This window comes from Micromonospora sp. NPDC049282, assembly GCF_043197045.1.
GTDB lineage: Bacteria > Actinomycetota > Actinomycetes > Mycobacteriales > Micromonosporaceae > Micromonospora.
This window is the reverse complement of the sequence record NZ_JBICSL010000029.1, coordinates 24,037-41,111: the sequence shown is the minus strand read 5'-3', so window position 1 is coordinate 41,111 and position 17,075 is coordinate 24,037. Positions and strand designations below refer to the sequence as shown.

Here is a 17,075-nt window from a genome sequence, read left to right as displayed (position 1 = left end):
GCGTCGATGACGAAACCTAGGGGAAATCCCACCGATCAAGAGGACCTCATGGCCATCGCACCCGTCACCCCGCATGTCACGAGGGCAAATGACTTCTCGGTCTTCGAGGAACTCGAGTCCGACGTCCGCATCTACTGCCGCAAGTTCCCGGTGGTGTTCCACCGGGCCAAGGGCGCCGAGATGTACGCCGAGGACGGCCGGACGTTCATCGACTTCTTCTGCGGTGCCGGCACCCTGAACTACGGCCACAACAACGAGTACATCAAGCGGCGGGTGACCGACTACCTGACCGGTGACGGGCTGATGCACGGCCTCGACATGCACACGGTCGCCAAGCGGGATTTCCTGTCCACGTTCGCCGAGATCGTGCTGGGACCGCGCGATCTCGACGTCAAGGTGCAGTTCTGCGGCCCGACGGGCACCGACGCCGTGGAGGCCGCGCTGAAGCTCGCGCGGAAGGTCACCGGACGCACCGGCTTCTTCGCCTTCACCGGGGCGTACCACGGCATGTCGCGCGGATCCCTGGGTGTCACCGGTGGGCTTCGCGCGCGCCGGGCCGGGGGCGTCACGGGCCAGGACGTCACCTTCGTCCCGTTCGAGGAGGGTCCGCTGGGATCGTTCGACTCGATCTCGTTGATCGAGCGGCTGCTGGATGACCCGTCTTCGGGCGTGGCACGCCCGGCCGCGGTCATCGTCGAGCCGATGCAGATGGAGGGTGGGATGTACCCGGCCTCCCCGCAGTGGCTACGCCGCCTGCGCGAGGTGACCGAGAGGTACGGCGTGCTGCTCATCCTCGACGAGATCCAGGCCGGATGCGGGCGTACCGGCACGTTCTTCTGCTTCGAGCAGGCCGGCATCACACCCGACATCGTGACCGTGTCGAAGTCCATCGGCGGGTACGGCCTGCCCCTGTCGCTCACCCTGCTCCGCCGCGACCTGGACGTGTGGGAGCCGGGTGAGCACACCGGGACCTTCCGCGGCAACCAGCTCGCTTTCGTGGCCGCCACCGCGGCCTGCGAGCTGTGGCAGCAGACCCAGTTCAACACTGACCGGGCGGTCGCCGCCCACCGGCTCCAGCGTTTCCGCGAGGAGGTCGTCCGGGCCTGCCCGGGCGTCGACGTGCGCGGGCTCGGCATGGCCCTGGGTATCGACCTCGGCCGCGACGGCGGGAGCGGACGGGCCGAGCGGGTGCAGCGGTACGCGTTCGACCACGGCGTGGTCGTGGAACTCTGCGGCCGCCACGACGAGGTGGTCAAGGTCCTGCCTCCGCTGAACATCGACATCCCCCGGCTCGACCGTGGGCTCCGCGTGCTGCGTGACGCCCTCGACGCGGCCTGACCGGTGCACGTGAGCCCGATCCTCCGGAGGAGACATGAGTAAGCGACGTCATCTCATCTCGATCGACGACCTCACCGACGAGGACCTGCGCTGGATCGTCCACCGCGGGACGAAGTACGGCGAGGGCGGCGTGGTCGACACCCAGCCGCTGAACGGCGACCTCGTCGGCCTGCTGTTCCGCGACACGTCCACCCGGACGCGGACGGCCTTCTCGGCGGCGGCGCTGCGGCTCGGCGGGCGGCTCATCACGTACGGTCCGCAGGACCTGCAGGAGAACACCGGCGAGACCGCCGCCGACACCGGCGAGGTGCTGTCCCGCATGCTCGACGTGCTGGTGGTACGCACCGCGAGCGGTGACAGCGAGTTGCGAGCGTACGCGACCTCGCGGCGGATGGCGGTGGTCAACGCGATGAGCGCCGCCGAGCACCCGACCCAGGCGCTGACCGACCTGACCACCCTGACCCGCCACTTCGGTGCCGTCGAAGGCCTGCGGGTGCTCTACCTCGGCGAGGGCAACAACACCGCCTCGGCGCTCTGCCTCGCGCTGTCCCGGTTCGCCGACACCGAGCTGCACCTGCGTACGCCGGCCGGGTTCGGCGTCGACGCGTCCTTCCTGGAGCGGGCCGCGGTGTCGGCCCGGGCGGCCGGCTCGCGGGTGGTGCAGCGCCACGACATGGACGACCTGCCCGAGGTCGATGTCGTCTACACGACCCGCTGGCAGACCACCGGCACGACCAAGCCGGTCGCCCACTGGCGGGACCTGTTCGCGCCCTTCCAGGCCGACCAGTCGGTGCTGGACCGCAGCGCCGCCCGCGTCTTCCTGCACGACCTGCCCGCCCACCGCGGCGAGGAGGTCACCTCCGAGGTGCTCGACGGGCCGCGGAGCATCGCCTTCGAGCAGGCCGAGAACAAGTACCACAGCGCGCGGGCCGTGCTCGAATGGTGCTCGATGTGACCGGCGCCGGCCCGCGGGCGGCCATGTACGTCGCCGGCGGCATCTCGTCGTTCGGCACCCAGATGACGATGCTCGCGCTGCCCTGGCTGGTGCTGGAGACGACCGGTTCGGCCGCCCGGGCCGGCCTGGTCTTCGCCGTGCAGATCCTTCCCCTGGCCCTGCTCGGCTTCGCCGGCGGCAGCGTGCTGCAACGGCTCGGGGCCCGGCGCACCATGCTGCTGGGCGACGCCGCCCGGGCCCCGCTGGTGGCCACGGTGCCGATCCTGCACGCGGCCGACGCGCTGAGCCTCGAGCTGCTGCTCGCCGTGGTCGCGCTGATCGGGGTCTGCGGCGTGCCCTACGCGGCGTCGCAACGGGTGCTGGCCATGGACCTGATCGGCGACTCGCCGCGCGCCCTGACCCGGGCGTACGGCGTGCTGGACGGCGTCCACAACGCGGCGTCGTTCGCCGGTCCGGCCATGGCGGGCGCTCTGATCACCGTGATCGGGGCGAGCGGGGTGCTCTGGATCGACGCCGCCTCGTACCTCTGCTCGTTCCTGATCCTGCTCGTGATGGTGCCCAGGACGGCGGACCGGGCCGCGCCCGAGGCCGCGCACCGCAGCGCGTGGGCGGGGCTGCGGTATCTCCGCACCGACCGCTTCCTCAGCCAGGCGGTCATCTCGACGGTGCTCTTCGGCTTCGTGCTGCGGGTGCTGGCCCTGACGCTGCCCCTGCTGGCGTACACCCGGTTCGGCAGCGACGCCCGCTCCGGTGGCCTGCTGGTCGCCGCGTCGGGAGCGGGTGCGCTGGTCGGCTCCCTGTTGACCTACCTCGTATCGAGCCGGATAGCGCCCGTACCCCTTGCCCGGGTGGCCATGGTGGCGATCTCCGTACCCCTGTGGTTCCTGCTGCTGCCGGTGCCGCTGCCGGCGCTGGCGGCGGCCGTCGCCGTGTCGTCAGCGGCGGTCACCGTCTCCAACGCTCCCTACGCCGCGATCGTGAGCACCCGGGCGCCGGCCGCCGTGCTGCCCGTGGTCATCCAGACCGTGATCACGATCGGCAACATCGCCGGGCCGGCGGGCCTGCTCCTCGCCGGCGTGCTTACCGACTGGGTCGGTATCGGGGCGAGCCTGCTGGTCATCGCGGTGACGGCGACGCTCGCCACGGTCAACGTCCTGGTCGCCCTCTCGCGGTTGACCGACGCTCCTGCCGCTCCCGCCCAGGAAAGGACGCTGGGACATGTCTGACAAGGTGCTGCTGGCCGGCGGCTGGCGGCTGTGGACCCAGTTCGCGCTGCGCGGGCCGGGCTTTCCGGCCGCCGGTGTGCTCCGGCTGGCCCCGCCCGGTCTCGCCGCCGCGGCCGACGGGGTGGGACGGGCCTGCCCGACCGGTCCCGAGTGGGAGGGCTTCGTGGAACGCTTCGGCGCGGCCGCGATCGCCACGGCCGGGGAGCTGCAGCAGATCGCCGCCCTGCCGGCGTTCCAGGCGGCGGTCGCGTGGCAGAACCGGGCCGTGCTCGGCTCCGGGATCCGGACGTTCCTCTCCTGGCAGCCGTCGGTCGCCGGGCGGACCAGCATGCCGCGGCAACGCGAGGAGCTGGTCGCCCACTACTGGCAGCGGTTCTGCGTCAAGAACGACACCATCGGGTTCTTCGGCCCGGTCGGCTGGGGCCGCCTCGACCGCGCGGTGGCGGGTCTTGAGGTCGAGCCTGGCGACCGCCTCATCGCCGAGTCGGAGGTGTACTTCTCCAGCTGGGCGATCGACGCTCTGGCCACGACCATCGAGCAGGCCCCCGGCGTACGCGAGTGGGTGCCACCCCGGCGGGTCTCCTTCGCCCGGCTCGACGACGACGGTGTCACGCTCGCCGGGTGCCGGAAGCAACCGGTCGATCCGGACGAGCGTCTGGTCCTGGAGCTGTGCGACGGCACCCGGGCACCGGCCACGATCGCCCGAGACACCGGCCTTCCGGTCGGCGAGGTGCTGCGCCTGCTGGAGGTGCTGGTGCGGCGGCGCTGGATCGTGTGGCGCATCGAGGTGCCCGCGAGCCCGCACCCCGACCGGCAGTTGCGGGCGACGCTGGAGCGCATCCCGGACACCCGGGTCCGGGCCGACGCCCTGGCGAAGCTGGCCGTCGTCGAGCGGGGCCGGGAGCGGGTACGGGCGGCCGGTCGCGACCCCGGGGCGCTGACCGATGCCCTCGACGCGATGGAGGCGTCGTTCGTCGAGCTGACCCAGCTGGCCGCGCAGCGCGAGAAGAACGGGCGGACGGCACCGTGCCGGGCGCTGACCTATTCCGACTCCCGGCGGGCGGCGTCGGTACGCGTCGGCGAAGCCGTCCTCGCCGAGCTGACGCCTCTCTCGTTCTGCCTGCTCGCGGCGCGGTGGCTGGTCAACCGGTTCGCCGAGATCGCCGAGGGCCGGATCCGCAGCCGGTACGAGCGGCTCCGCGACGAACAGGGCACGGTGGACCTCGCGTCGCTGTGGATGCGGTGCATGCCCAACCCGTACCCGGGCGCGCCCGACGACGCGGAGGAGGTCCGCAAGGAGCTGCAGCGGCGCTGGACCGCGATCATCGACGCGCCGCCCGGCGCCCGTCGCGTACGCCTGCGCGCCGGCGACATCGCCGATCGGGTCCGCGAGGCGTTCGACGAGCCGGGCCGTGGCTGGAGCCTCGCCCGCTACGTCAGCCCGGACGTGTTCGTGCTGGCCGAGACCGCCGACGCCGTGGCGCGCGGCGACTTCGAGCTCGTGCTCGGTGAGATGCATGTGGGCACCAACACGCTGACACAGTCGCTGTTCGTGATGCAGCACCCCGACGCGAGCGAGCTGATCACCGAGACGGACCGCGACTTCCCCGGCCCCCGGCTGATGCCGATGCTGCCGAAGGAGTCCAAGGCGTTGCGCTGGTCGACGCGCAGCAGACCGGCCCTGACCCGCCCGCAGGACTACCTGGTCGGGATCGTCGACCACACCGCCGATCCCCGTCGACCGCGTACGGTCGCCGGTGCCGATGTGCTGGTGCGGGAGCGCGACGGCGAACTCGTCGCCGTACTGCCCGACGGCGCGGTCTTCGGCCTGCTCGAGGTCTTCGGTCACGCGTTGACCAACCAGGTGATGAACCGGTTCGCGCTGCAGCCCGACACCGGCCACACGCCCCGGGTGACGGTCGACCGGATGGTGCTGTCCCGGGAGACGTGGCGCTTCGAAACCGGCACCCTGGCGTTCGCGGCCGAGAAGTCCGAGCCGCGCCGCTTCGTCGCCGCCCGCAGGTGGCGCGAGGAGCAGGGGCTGCCCCGATTCGTCTTCGTCGTCTCCCCCGCCGAGCCGCGACCGTTCTACGTGGACTTCGACAGCCCGGTCTACGTCAACATCCTGGCAAAGGCGATCCGACGGCTGAGCAAGTCGGACGCGGCGGCCGTGCTGACGGTCAGCGAGATGCTGCCCAGCCCGGAGCAGGCCTGGCTCGTCGACGACCAGGGCGACCGCTACTGCAGCGAACTGCGGTTCGTGGCCGTCGACCAGACAGGAGCGGCACCCGTCCAGACACCCGGAGCGTCAAAGTGATCACCACCTTCGTGTCCGACCTGCCGGACCACGACGGTCCGGCGCTCGTCACCCCCGAGGGCCGGGTCAGCTATCGCGAGCTGCGCCGCCGCTCCGGGTCGCTGGCCCGGGTGCTGACGGGTCGCGGCATCGGCCCCGAGCGGGTCTGCGTCGTCGCACTGGAGCACGGCGCTGACCGGATCGTGGCCGTCATCGCCGCCCTGCGGGCCGGGGCCGCGTTCCTCGTCGTCGACACCGACCTGCCGGACCGGCGCGTCCAGGCCCTCAGCCGGGGCGCCCACGCCACGATCACCAGCCCCGCGCTGGCGCCCCGGCTCGCCGCGCTGGGACTGCCCGCCCCGGCCGTCCTGCTCGACGACACCGCGCCCGAGGTGCCCCTGCCGGCCGGGGTCGAGCCGCGGACGCTCGCCTACGTCAGCCACACCTCCGGCTCCACCGGCACGCCCAACGCGGTGCTGATCGAGCACCGCTGGATGCACCCGTACCTGCGTGGCATCGTGCGGGACTACGTTCTCGGGCCGGACACCGTGGCGGTGCAGCTCGCCCCGCCCGGGTTCGACGCCGCGCTGCGGGACACGTTCGCTCCGCTGATCGCCGGTGGCCGGCTGGTGGTGCTGCCCCGCTCGACGCTGCTGCGGCCCGCCGAGTTCTTCGCCGCGCTGGCCGCGTACCACGTCAACACGATGCTCAGTGTCACGCCCTCGTTCCTGAGCTTCCTCGCCAACCAGCCCGGTGCCGCGGCCGCTCTCGGCGGCCTGCGGCTCGTCGCGACCACCGGTGAGCCGATCCGTCCGTTCCTCGTGGCGGGCGGGCGCCAACTCGTCCCCGGACGGTTGATCAACCAGTACGGCCCCACCGAGTGCACGATGACCACGACCCGCTTCGAGGTGCCGCGCGAACCGGACACCAGCCGGGACGTCATCGGCGTACCCGTCGACGGGACGGCCGTGCGGTTGGTGACCGCCGACATCGAGCCGGTCGCGGCCGGCGCCGCCGGCGAGATCTGCATCGCCGGGCCCGGTGTCGCCCGCGGGTACGCGGACCGGCCGGCCCTGACCGCCGAACGTTTCGTGCCGGACCCGGAGGGACCCGCGGGCGCCCGCATGTACCGCACCGGCGACCTGGCCCGGTGGCGACCCGACGGCACCCTGGAGTACCTCGGCCGCCGCGACCACCAGATCAAGATCCGTGGCTACCGGATCGACCCCGGCGAGGTCGAGGGCACGTTGCTGACCCACCCGGCCGTGACCGGCGCCGCCATCACCGCCAGCGCCGACGAGCAGGGGCGTACGCACCTGGTCGCCCACCTCACCGGCGCCCTGTCCGACGTGGCGGACGGGGCCCTGCGCACCCACCTCGCGCAGACCCTGCCGCCGCACATGATCCCCCGGCGCTTCCACCGGCGGGACCACCTTCCGACCACCCGCACCGGCAAGGTCGACCGCCTGGCCCTGGCCAGCGCCCCCGACGCCCCGGACCATCCTGAAGGGACCAGACGATGACCACCCCGAACAGTGTCCGCACCGACCTCACGACGCTGATCACCGGCCTCTACCGGCAGGCGCTCGCGGACCCGGCGATCGGCCCCGACTGCGACTTCTTCGAGGCCGGCGGCGACTCGCTCGCGGCGTTTCAGATCACCGCCGGGCTGCAGGAGGAGCTGGGTGTCGACGTGCCGGTGGCGCTGGTGTTCTCCTACCCCGCCCCCGCCGACCTGGCCGCCGCCGTCGAGGCCGACCTGGCCGAGGGGGTTCGCTGACATGGCGGACTCCGACGGCGAGCCGCTGCTGCTCGGCGGCCGGTGGCGGCTGTGGGACCAGTTCGCGCTGCGCGGCCCGGGTTTCCCCGCCGAGGGCGTGCTGCGGCTGGTGCCGCAGGAGTTGCTGGCGGCGGCCGACCGGTTGGGCCGGCGCGCGGACGAGGTACGCGAGTTCCAGCAGGCGTACGACGCCGCCGCGGTCAAGAACGCGCTCACCCTGCAGGAGATCGCGGCCGGACCCGACTACCAGGCAGCCGTGACGTGGCAGAACCGGGCGCTGCTCGACCGGGCCGTACGGCCGTTCGTGCGGTGGCAGCCGGAGTCGGGCCGGACCAGCCCGACCCGGCAGCGCGAGGAGCTGGTGGCCCACTACTGGCAGCGGTTCTGCGTCAAGAACGACACCATCGGGTTCTTCGGCCCGGTCGGCTGGGGCCGCCACGACCCGACGGTCACCGGGCTGTCCGTCGACCCGGGCACCGGCCTGGTCGCGGAGACCAGGATCTACTTCGCCGGCTGGGCGATCGACGCGCTGGCCCGCAGCCTCGGCACCGACCCGGCGCTGTCCGGATGGGTGGCACCCCGCCGGGTCCCGTTCGTCGGCGTCGACGCCACCGGCGCCACGCTGCCCGGCCGCCCGCCGCAGGAGCTGACGCCGCGGCTGCGGCGGGTCCTCGAACTCTGCGACGGGATCCGGCCGGCCGTGGCGATCGGAGAGCTGATCGGCGAGGATCCCGCCGAGGCCCTGGACGAGCTGGTCCGCCGCCGGCTGGTGACCTGGCGGCTCGAACTGCCCGCCGACGCGCACCCGGAGCGGCACCTGCGCGCCTGGCTGGAGAGCGTCGGCGACCCCGCTGCCCGCCGCCTCGGCCTCGACCGGCTCGACCTGATCGAGCACGGCCGGGATCGGGTGTGCGCGGCCGGCGGGCCGCACGAGTTGGCAGCCGCCATCGAGGCGCTGGAGCGGGACTTCGCGGCGCTGACCGACGTGGTGGGCGCCCGGGAGAAGAGCGCCACCACCGCGCCCGGCCGCGGCGTGGTCTACTCCGACTGCCGACGGGCCGCGTCGGTGCGGATCGGCGGCGACGTGCTGGCCGCCCTCGCCCCGCTGGACCCGCTGTTCACCAGCGCGACCTGGCTCACCTCGGAGCTGGCCGGCCGGTTCCGCGCCCGGGCCCGGCAGGTCTTCGACGAGCAGCGGCCGACCAACCTGGCCGCTTTCTGGTTCGCCTGCATGCCGATCCTGCACCGGGACGCCCCGGCCGACGCCGCCGAGCTGCAGCAGGAGTTCTGGCGGCGCTGGGAACGGGTGCTCGACCTGCCCGCCGACGCCCGCCAGGTGCGGCTGCCGCTCACCGAGATCGCCGGCCGGGTACGGGAGAGCTTCCCCGCCCCCGGCGGGGGGTGGCCCTCGGCCCGGTACCTCAGCCCCGACGTCATGATCGCCGCGCCCAGCGCGGAGGCGGTCGACCGCGGCGAGTTCGAGCTGGTCCTCGGGGAGCTGCACATCGCCATCAACACCCTGGGCGCGGCGCTGTACCTCAACCAGCACCCCCACCCGGACGACCTGCGGGACCTGACCGGCCGGGACCACCCGGCTCCGCGGCTGCTGCCGATGATCGCCAAGGAAAACCGCTCCCGGCTGTCCATCCGCATCCGCTACAGCCTGGACCGCCCCGAGGACCACCACGTCGCCCTGACCGGGTTCACCGCGGACCCGCGCCGCCCGCGTACGGTCAACAGCGCGGACGTCGCGGTACGCCTACACGGCGACGAACTGGTCGCGGTGTTGCCGTGCGGCACGGAGTTCGACGTCGTCGACGCGTTCTCCCACGTGCTGACCACGCTGGTGATGGACCGGTGGCGGATCCTGCCCGAGCGTGACCACACGCCCCGGGTGACCGTCGACCGGTTCGTCATCGCCCGGGAGACCTGGCGCTTTCCTGGTGTCGCGCCGGCGTTCGCAGGCGAGAAGTCGGAGGCGTTGCGGTTCGCCGGCGCCCGCCGCTGGGCGCGCGAGCAGGGGCTGCCGCGGTTCGTGTTCGTGACCTCGCCGGCCGAGCCACGGCCGCTGTTCGTCGACTTCGACAGCCCGGTCTACGTGAACCTCTTCGTCAAGGCGGTGCGCCGCCTGGGACGCACGGACCCGCAGGCCCGGCTGACGGTGAGCGAGATGCTGCCCACCCCGGAGCAGGCGTGGCTCACCGATGACCAGGGCAACCGGTACACGTCGGAGCTGCGCTTCGTCGCGTACGACACCGCTGACTGATTCGCACTGCGAACACGTAGGGAGGGGCCGCCCGGTGGGCGGCCCCTCCCTGTCTCTGTGCTCAGTCCTGGTCGACCAGGGCGGTGACCACCTCGGCCAACTCGCGGACGAGGGGTTCCCGCATGACGCTGAAGTGGTCGCCGGCCATGCGGTGCACCCGCACCCCCGACGGGGTCAGCTCCTCCCAGCGGGCGAGGTACTCGCCGTAGCTCTGCCCGGAGGCGACCTCGTGGTCACCACTGGCCAGCTCATCGCTGACGATCAGCTCCAGCCGGCCCGGATAGGTGCGGTGCCGGTAGGTCAGGTCCATCTCCATGACCTCGCGCCAGATGCGTACGGCGGCGGGCCAGGCGTCACCGACCCCCTCCTCGGGCAGCACGATGCCGATCTCCGGGTCCACGTCGTCGACCAGGTGGTCGAGCAGTTCCAGGATCTCCGCGCGGCGTCGCGGGGTGTCCGCGGTCGCGCCGCCGCTGACGACCTCGTCGAGCAGCTTCTCCAGGCGGCGCATCAGGCCCAGTTCGTTCCAGCCGTCGGCCCGGCTGTGCATGTCCAGGCCGGGGTCGAGCAGCATCAGGGTCACGCGCTCCCCCGCGTCGGTCAGGCGATGGGCCATCTCCGTGGCGATCCCGCTGCCGCCGCACCAGCTGAAGAGCAGGTACGGACCGTGCGGGCGGGCCCGCCGCAGCTCGGCCAGGTAGCGCTCGGCGATCTGCTCGGTGCCCGGCGTACCCTGCGGATGCGGTCCGGGCCATTCGAAGGCGGCCACCGGCTGCTCCGGGTGCAGGTGCGGGACCAGACGCAGGTACCAGTGGGCGCTGCCGCCACCGGGATGTACGCAGAACAGCGGCGTACGGGACCCTTCGGCGCGCAGCCACAACAGCGCTTCCTTCGGCTTCTCCTCGGCGAGGGCGGCAGCCAGTCGGGCGACCGTCCGCCGTTCCAGGAAGGACCGGAAGGTCAGCTGGTAGCCGTGCCGGGCACGCACCGACGCGATCACCCGCATCATGGCCAGCGAGTGCCCGCCGATCTCGAAGAAATCGTCCTCGGCACCGATCCGGTCGATACCCAGCGCCTCGCTCCACGCCTCGGCGATCGCCCGCTCCGCGTCGGTGCCCGGCTCGACGTAGGCGGTGCCGGTGGCCGGACGGGAGCCGTCCGGTGCCGGCAGGGCGGCGCGGTCGACCTTGCCGGCCGGGGTCAGCGGGAAGTCGTCGACGGCGATGAAGTGAGCCGGGACGAGGTGCTGCGGCAGCCGGTCGGCGAGGTGGGCGCGCAGCTCGCGTGCCGGAACGCCACCGCGGGTGTACGCGACCAGCGTCGCGTCCGGCGTACCCGGCCGGTGCACGGTGCACACGGCCCCGGTGACCCCCGGGCAGGCGGCGAGGGTGTTCTCGATCTCGCCCAGCTCGATCCGGAAGCCCCGGATCTTGACCTGGTGGTCGCGGCGGCCGTGGAAGTGCAGGGTCCCGTCGGCCGCGCGGGAGGCTACGTCTCCGGTGCGGTACATGCGGTCGCCGGGCCGCAGCGCGTACGGGTCGGGGACGAAACGCTCGGCGGTCAGCGCCGGCCGGCCCAGGTAGCCTCGGGCCACTCCGGCACCACCGATGACCAGCTCGCCACGCACCCCGGCGGGCAGGGGCCGCTGGTCGTCGTCGAGGACGTACACGCGGGCGTTGGCGAAGGGCTGCCCGATCGGCGGCGGTCCGGCGGGCACGGGTGTCCGGATCTCGGCGGCCGACGCGCAGACGGCGGTCTCGGTGGGCCCGTACCCGTTGAGGAACCGGACGTGTGGCGCCCACCGGGCGGCCTGCTCGGCGGTGACCGCCTCTCCCGCCGTGACCAGCACCCGCAGGCGCGGGAACCCGGCCGGGTCGAGGCGACCCAGCAGCGACGGCGGCAGGGTCATGTGGGTGACGACGTCCGCCTGCGCACGCAGGTCGCCGGGGTCGGCGTCCGGCGGGGGCAGCACCAGCGTGGCGCCGTTGCTGAGGGACATGGTCAGCTCCCACACCGACGCGTCGAAGCTGGGCGAGGCGAACTGCAACACCTGGTCGCCGGGGCGCACGTCGAGGTGCTGGTTCTGGGCGTGGCGCAGGTTGAGCAGCGCCCGGTGCGGAACGCCGACCCCCTTGGGCCGACCGGTCGAGCCGGAGGTGTAGATCACATAGGCGAGGCTCTCGCCGTCGACCGGGTGCGCCGGCGGGCCGGCGGGAAGCGTGCGGCAGGCGTCGTGGTCGACGACCTCGACGCGTACGGTCGCGCTCGGGACACCGCCGGCGTGCGCGGCGTCGGTGAGCACGAGCACGGGAGCGGCGTCGTCGAGCATGTAGCGGATCCGCTCGGCCGGGTAGGCGGGATCGAGCGGCAGGAAGGCTCCTCCGGCCTTGAGCACGGCGAGCATGGCGACGATCAGGTCCGGCTCGCGCGGCAGCAGCAGACCGACCACGGTGTCCGGTCCGACGCCCAGGTGGTTCAGCCGGGTGGCGAGCCGCCCGGCCAGCTCGTGCACCTCGCCGTACGTGAGGGCGGTCCCGCCGTGCCGCAGCGCGACCGCGTCACCGGTGGGGGTCAGGTCGTGGACCAGCGGGAACCGCGGGAAGTCCGCGGGATTCTGGAAACGGTCCAGGGCGTCACGGCGGTCGTCGGGCGCCAGCCCCACCCGCCGCGCGTCGCCGTCCGGGTCGGCCGCCATCGCTTCGAGGACGTGCCGGTACGTCCGCTGCAGCAGCTCCACGTAGGGCCGGTCGATCCGCGCGGGATCGGCGCCGAGGCGCAGCACGCCCGGGAACGTCCACACCTCGAGTGCGAGGCTGCCGGGGCTGAAGTCGTCGATCATGCGTACGCCCGACTCGCTCTCGCCGGCGAGCACGTGGAAGTCGAGGTAGCCGAACGCCACCGCGATGAGCCGCGAGGCCGACCCCCAGTCACGCTGCAACGTGGGCAGCGGGTAGCGCCGGTGCGGCCAGAGCCGCGCCTCCCCGGCGAAGACCTCGGTGACCAGCTCGCGCCACGTGGCCGCGGTGGTGTCCGCGGCGAACGGCACCGTGTTGAGGTACATGCCGAAAACCTCGTCGCCGCGCAGCCGCTCGGGACGGCCGTTGCAGAGCAGACCGTCGAAGAAGCGGTCCTTGCCGGTGGCGATGCTCAGCGCCTTCAGGTGGGCGGCATGCAGCACGCTCTTGAGGGAGGCGTTCGCGGCGGCGGCCAGGCGCCGCAGTCCGGGTGCCAGATCGGCCCACGGGACGTCGACGATGGTGGCGGGGGCACCGGCGGGCCCGGTGGCCCACTCGGGGGGCAGCGTGAACCGTTCGCTGGAGGCGACGGTGGCGGCCCAGAAGTCGCGGGACTCGGCCGAGTCGAGGGCGGCGCGTTCGAGGGCCACGAAGTCGGCGAAGCGTACGTCGGGCGGCGCGGGCAGCTCGCGCGGGGTGCCGTCGCGCAGGCCCCGGTAGAGGTCGATCAACATCGCGACGGTGGAGGTGTGGCTCCAACCGTCGAGGATCGCGTGGCACTCGGAGTGGGTGAGCAGCCATTCCTCGTCGCCGAGCAGGTGCACGGTGTAGCGGACCAGGGGTGCCACGGCGATGTCGAACGGCACCGCCCGTTCGGCGGCGAGGAACTCGGCGACGGTCTCCCGCTGCTTCCCGGGTGGCAGGGCCCGCAGGTCGTGGCAGGTGATCGGCAGCTCGGCGCGCTCGTGGACCAGCTGCATGATCTCCGAGTAGGTGCCCAGGTCGAACGAGGTGCGCAGGATCTCGTGCCGGTCGAGCAGCAGCCGGCCGGCCCGCTCCAGCGCGTCGGCAGAGAACGGCGCGGTGTCGCGTACGCGGTAGCAGGAGACGTTGCGGTAGACAGCCTGCTCGCCGCCGGCCAGCATCTCGTAGAGCATGCCGGCCTGGTTCTGGGTGATCGGGTACGCGTCGGTCAGGTTCGGCGGCAGCAGACGCCGGTCGGCGTCGCTGATCTGGGCGAACCGCTCGACGGTCCGCTCGGGCGCGGGCGCCGCGACGCGCGGACCGGCCAGCGCGGCGAGTTCGGCGACGCTCTGGTGGGTGTACAGGTCCTGTACCCGCAGGGCGATGCCGGCCGCGCGGACCGTGCCCACCACGCGGATCGCCCGCATGGAGTCGCCGCCCAGTTGGAAGAAGCTGTCGTTGCGGCCCACCTTCTCGACGCCGAGCGCGCCGCTGATCGCGTCGGCGATGAGCTGTTCGACCTCGTCGCGGGGCGCGTCGTAGTCGCCGGCCACGGCCCGGTGCTCGGCGGGGACGGGCAGCGCGCGGCGGTCGAGCTTGCCGCTGCTGGTGAGCGGGAGCGCGGCCAGGACGGCCCAGCGACTCGGGATCATCGCCTCGGGCAGCCGTTGGCGCAGGTGGGCACGGATGTCGTCGATGCTCGCCGTGGTGACGACGTAGCCGGCGAGCTGCTCGTCGACCACCGCGACCGCGGCGTCGGTGACCTGCGGGCACTCGCGCAGGACCGCCTCGACCTCGCCCAGTTCGATGCGTTGTCCCGCGATCTTGACCTGGTGGTCAAGCCGACCGAGGTACTCGATGGAGCGGTCGGGCCGGTAGCGAGCCAGGTCGCCGGTGCGGTAGAGCCGCCGGCCGGGTTCGGTCGCGAACGGGTCCGGGCGGAACCGGTCGGCGGTCAGACCGGGCCGGCCGAGGTAGCCGCGGGCCAGCTGGACCCCGCCGATCATCAACTCGCCCGCTACGCCCACCGGCTGCGGCCGCAGGCGGTCGTCGAGGATGTACGCCTGGGTGTTGGCCACCGGCCGCCCGATGGTGACCGGCTCGCCGGGCAGGCAGCGCAGCGCCGTGACGTCGACGGCGGTCTCCGTGGGCCCGTAGAGGTTGTGCAGCTCGCAGCCGATCCGCTCGTGGACGGCGGCGGCCAGGTCGGCGGTGAGCGCCTCGCCGCTGCAGATGACGCGCCGCACCGAGGGCAGGGTGTCGAACGGCTCGGTGAGGAAGGCCCGCAGCATCGACGGGACGAAGTGCAGGGTGGTGATCTCCTCGGACGTGATCAGGTCGGCGAGGTACGCGGGATCGCGGTGGCCGCCGGGACGGGCCACGACCAGGGTCGCGCCGGTGAGCAGCGGCCAGAAGAACTCCCACACCGAGACGTCGAAGCCGGCCGGGGTCTTCTGCAGGACCCGGTCGCCGGCGTCGAGCTGGTAGGCCTGCTGCATCCAGTGCAGCCGGTTGACGATGGCGCGGTGCTCGATCAGCACGCCCTTCGGGCGGCCGGTCGAGCCAGAGGTGTAGATGACGTAGGCGGCGTGCTCGGGCGAGACTCCGCTGTCCGGGTTGCCGTCGTCGGTGCCCGCGAGGGCCTCGGCGAGCAGTCGCTCGGTGACGACGACGACGGCGCCGGCGTCCTCGACCATGAAGGCGCGTCGCTCGGCCGGGTGCTCGGGGTCGAGTGGCAGGTAGGCGGCACCGGCCTTGAGTACGCCGAGCAGCGCGAGGACCAGGTCGGCGCCGCGCGGCAGCTCGACCGCCACCACCGACTCCGGGCCGACCCGTAGGTTCCGCAGGTGGCGTGCGATCCGGCTGGCCTGGGCGTTGACCTCGGCGTACGTCCACGAGCGCCCCTCGAAACGCAGCGCGACCGCCGTCGGTGTGCGGGCCGCCTGAGCCTCGATCAGCGCGGGTAGCGTGCCACCCGGGTACGCCGCCGCGGTGTCGTTCCACTCGACGGTCAGCTGCCGCAGCTCGCCCGGCGAGACCAGCTCCAGAAGGCCGACCGGTGACCGTGGGGCGGCGACGGCGCCGGTGAGCAGCCGTACGAAGTGCCCGGCCAGCCGCTCGACGGTCGCCCGGTCGAAGAGCGCCGTGGCGTAGGTGATACCGCCCCCCAGCGAGCCGTCCGGGCGTTGGGTAATCGCCATGGTCAGGTCGAACTTCGCGCTGCTCTCGCCGACCGGGATCCGCTCGATACGCAGTCCACCGGCCTCGCGAGCGGTCACCGGCGCGTCGTCCATCAGGAACATCGTCGCGAACAGCGGGGTCCGGGACAGGTCACGCTGCGGCGCGAACTCGTCGACCAGCCGTTCGAACGGCAGCTCCTGGTGCGCATGGGCGTCGAGGGCCGCCTCGCGCACCCGGTCGACGACATCCAGGTAGGACGGGTCGCCCGACAGGTCGGTGCGGAGCACGACCGTGTTGACGAAGAGGCCTACCAGGTCCTGGACCTGCGGGTGGTCGCGACCGGCGAGCGGGGTGCCGACCGCGATGTCGTCGAGCCCGGTGTAGCGGGACAGCAGGACCGCGTACGCGGCGAGAGCCGCCTGGTAGGTGGTGGCGCCGCGCTGCCGGGCGAGGCGGGACAGCTCCCGCGCGACGACGGCCGGGACCTCGAACGGCACGAACGCGCCGGCGGCGTCCCGCACCCGCGGGCGGGGCCGGTCGGTGGGCAGTTCCAGAGGGGTCAGGCCGGCGAGCCGATCACGCCAGTAGTCGAGGTGCTCGTTTATCGGCGGGTGGGCGCGCTGCCAGCTCGCGACGTCGGCGTACTGCAGGGCCGGCGGCCGCTCGTCCGGGATGCGCCCGGCGGCCAGGGCGGCATAGTGCCGGGCGAGCTCGTCGACGACGAGACCCTCGGACCAGCCGTCGGTGGCGATGTGGTGGATGGTGAGCACGAGGGCGTGCTCCTCCGGGCCGAGCCGGGCCAGGGTCGCGTGCAGCACCGGGCCGTCCGCGAGGTCGACCGGCTGCCGGTCGGTCGTGCCGAGGGCAGCGACCCGGGCCTCGGCCTCCGCACGATCCACCGTGCTCAGGTCGAGCATCCGCAGGTCGACGGCGGTGGGTTCGTCGATCACCTGGACCGGGTCGCCGTCGACGAGCCGGTAACGGGTACGCAGCACCTCGTGGCGGGCGACGACGGCGTCGAGCGCCCCGCGCAGCGCGGTCTCGTCGAGCGGCCCGGACAGGCGCAGAGCCGTGCTGGCCAGGTACTCGGTGCTGCCGGGCTGGAGTTGGTCGAGCGTCCACAGCCGCTGCTGGGCGAAGGACAGTGGGGGCGGCACGCGGCGGTCGGCCCGTCGTGGGCCCGCGGGCGGCGCCGGTGCGGCCGCGGCGCCGCTCAGCCGGCGGCGCATCAGCTCAGCCCGCAGTGACGCCGGATCCATGGTGTCGGTCATCGCGTACCCTCCGAGGTAGCTGGCCACACTGGTCGGACCATCAGCGTGTCGTCCGCGCGCGCGG

The 17,075-nt window shown here is 73.1% G+C and carries 8 protein-coding genes; 7 read left to right on the top strand and 1 reads right to left on the bottom strand.

Going from position 1 to position 17,075, the window contains the following annotated elements; all coding sequences use genetic code 11:
* Nucleotides 1-48 precede the first annotated feature (48 nt).
* Genes ACGFI2_RS29575 through ACGFI2_RS29545 form a run of 7 tightly spaced genes read left to right on the top strand, consistent with a single transcriptional unit; the run spans nt 49 to nt 9,861 of the window.
* Nucleotides 49-1,338, top strand: a complete 1,290-nt coding sequence (locus ACGFI2_RS29575; RefSeq protein ID WP_393523195.1) for an aspartate aminotransferase family protein — start codon at nt 49-51, stop codon at nt 1,336-1,338.
* A gap of 34 nt (nt 1,339-1,372) precedes the next feature.
* Nucleotides 1,373-2,293, top strand: a complete 921-nt coding sequence (locus ACGFI2_RS29570; protein ID WP_393523192.1) for an ornithine carbamoyltransferase — start codon at nt 1,373-1,375, stop codon at nt 2,291-2,293.
* Entirely contained in the window at nt 2,278-3,519 is a 1,242-nt protein-coding gene (locus tag ACGFI2_RS29565; RefSeq protein ID WP_393523190.1) for an MFS transporter, read from the top strand. The genes ACGFI2_RS29570 and ACGFI2_RS29565 overlap by 16 nt, the downstream gene beginning before the upstream one ends.
* The gene (locus ACGFI2_RS29560) at nt 3,512-5,836 is read left to right on the top strand and encodes a lantibiotic dehydratase (protein WP_393523187.1); all 2,325 of its coding nucleotides are present in this window, start codon (nt 3,512-3,514) and stop codon (nt 5,834-5,836) included. The genes ACGFI2_RS29565 and ACGFI2_RS29560 overlap by 8 nt, the downstream gene beginning before the upstream one ends.
* Nucleotides 5,836-7,338, top strand: a complete 1,503-nt coding sequence (locus ACGFI2_RS29555) for an amino acid adenylation domain-containing protein (protein ID WP_393523246.1) — start codon at nt 5,836-5,838, stop codon at nt 7,336-7,338. Before ACGFI2_RS29560 ends, ACGFI2_RS29555 begins: the two co-directional genes overlap by 1 nt.
* Nucleotides 7,335-7,595: a phosphopantetheine-binding protein gene (locus ACGFI2_RS29550; protein ID WP_393523184.1), complete on the top strand. Its 261-nt coding sequence runs from the start codon at nt 7,335-7,337 to the stop codon at nt 7,593-7,595. The genes ACGFI2_RS29555 and ACGFI2_RS29550 overlap by 4 nt, the downstream gene beginning before the upstream one ends.
* Nucleotide 7,596: 1 nt before the next feature.
* On the top strand, nt 7,597-9,861 hold the full coding sequence (locus ACGFI2_RS29545) for a lantibiotic dehydratase (protein WP_393523182.1): 2,265 nt from the start codon (nt 7,597-7,599) through the stop codon (nt 9,859-9,861).
* A 61-nt stretch (nt 9,862-9,922) separates the two neighbouring features.
* Here ACGFI2_RS29545 and ACGFI2_RS29540 read toward each other — a convergent pair whose 3' ends face one another.
* Nucleotides 9,923-17,011 (bottom strand): amino acid adenylation domain-containing protein, encoded by a 7,089-nt coding sequence (locus ACGFI2_RS29540; RefSeq protein ID WP_393523179.1) that lies wholly within the window; start codon nt 17,009-17,011, stop codon nt 9,923-9,925.
* Between the last annotated feature and the right edge of the window lie 64 nt (nt 17,012-17,075).

Excerpts from the sequence above, each read along its gene's own strand:
- ACGFI2_RS29570 (WP_393523192.1), top strand. The coding sequence starts at position 1,373 with ATGAGTAAGCGACGTCATCTCATCTCGATCGACGACCTCACCGACGAG.
- ACGFI2_RS29565 (WP_393523190.1), top strand. The coding sequence starts at position 2,278 with ATGGTGCTCGATGTGACCGGCGCCGGCCCGCGGGCGGCCATGTACGTC.
- ACGFI2_RS29550 (WP_393523184.1), top strand. The coding sequence starts at position 7,335 with ATGACCACCCCGAACAGTGTCCGCACCGACCTCACGACGCTGATCACC.
- ACGFI2_RS29560 (WP_393523187.1), top strand. The coding sequence starts at position 3,512 with ATGTCTGACAAGGTGCTGCTGGCCGGCGGCTGGCGGCTGTGGACCCAG.
- ACGFI2_RS29575 (WP_393523195.1), top strand. The coding sequence starts at position 49 with ATGGCCATCGCACCCGTCACCCCGCATGTCACGAGGGCAAATGACTTC.
- ACGFI2_RS29545 (WP_393523182.1), top strand. The coding sequence starts at position 7,597 with ATGGCGGACTCCGACGGCGAGCCGCTGCTGCTCGGCGGCCGGTGGCGG.
- ACGFI2_RS29540 (WP_393523179.1), bottom strand. The coding sequence starts at position 17,011 with ATGACCGACACCATGGATCCGGCGTCACTGCGGGCTGAGCTGATGCGC.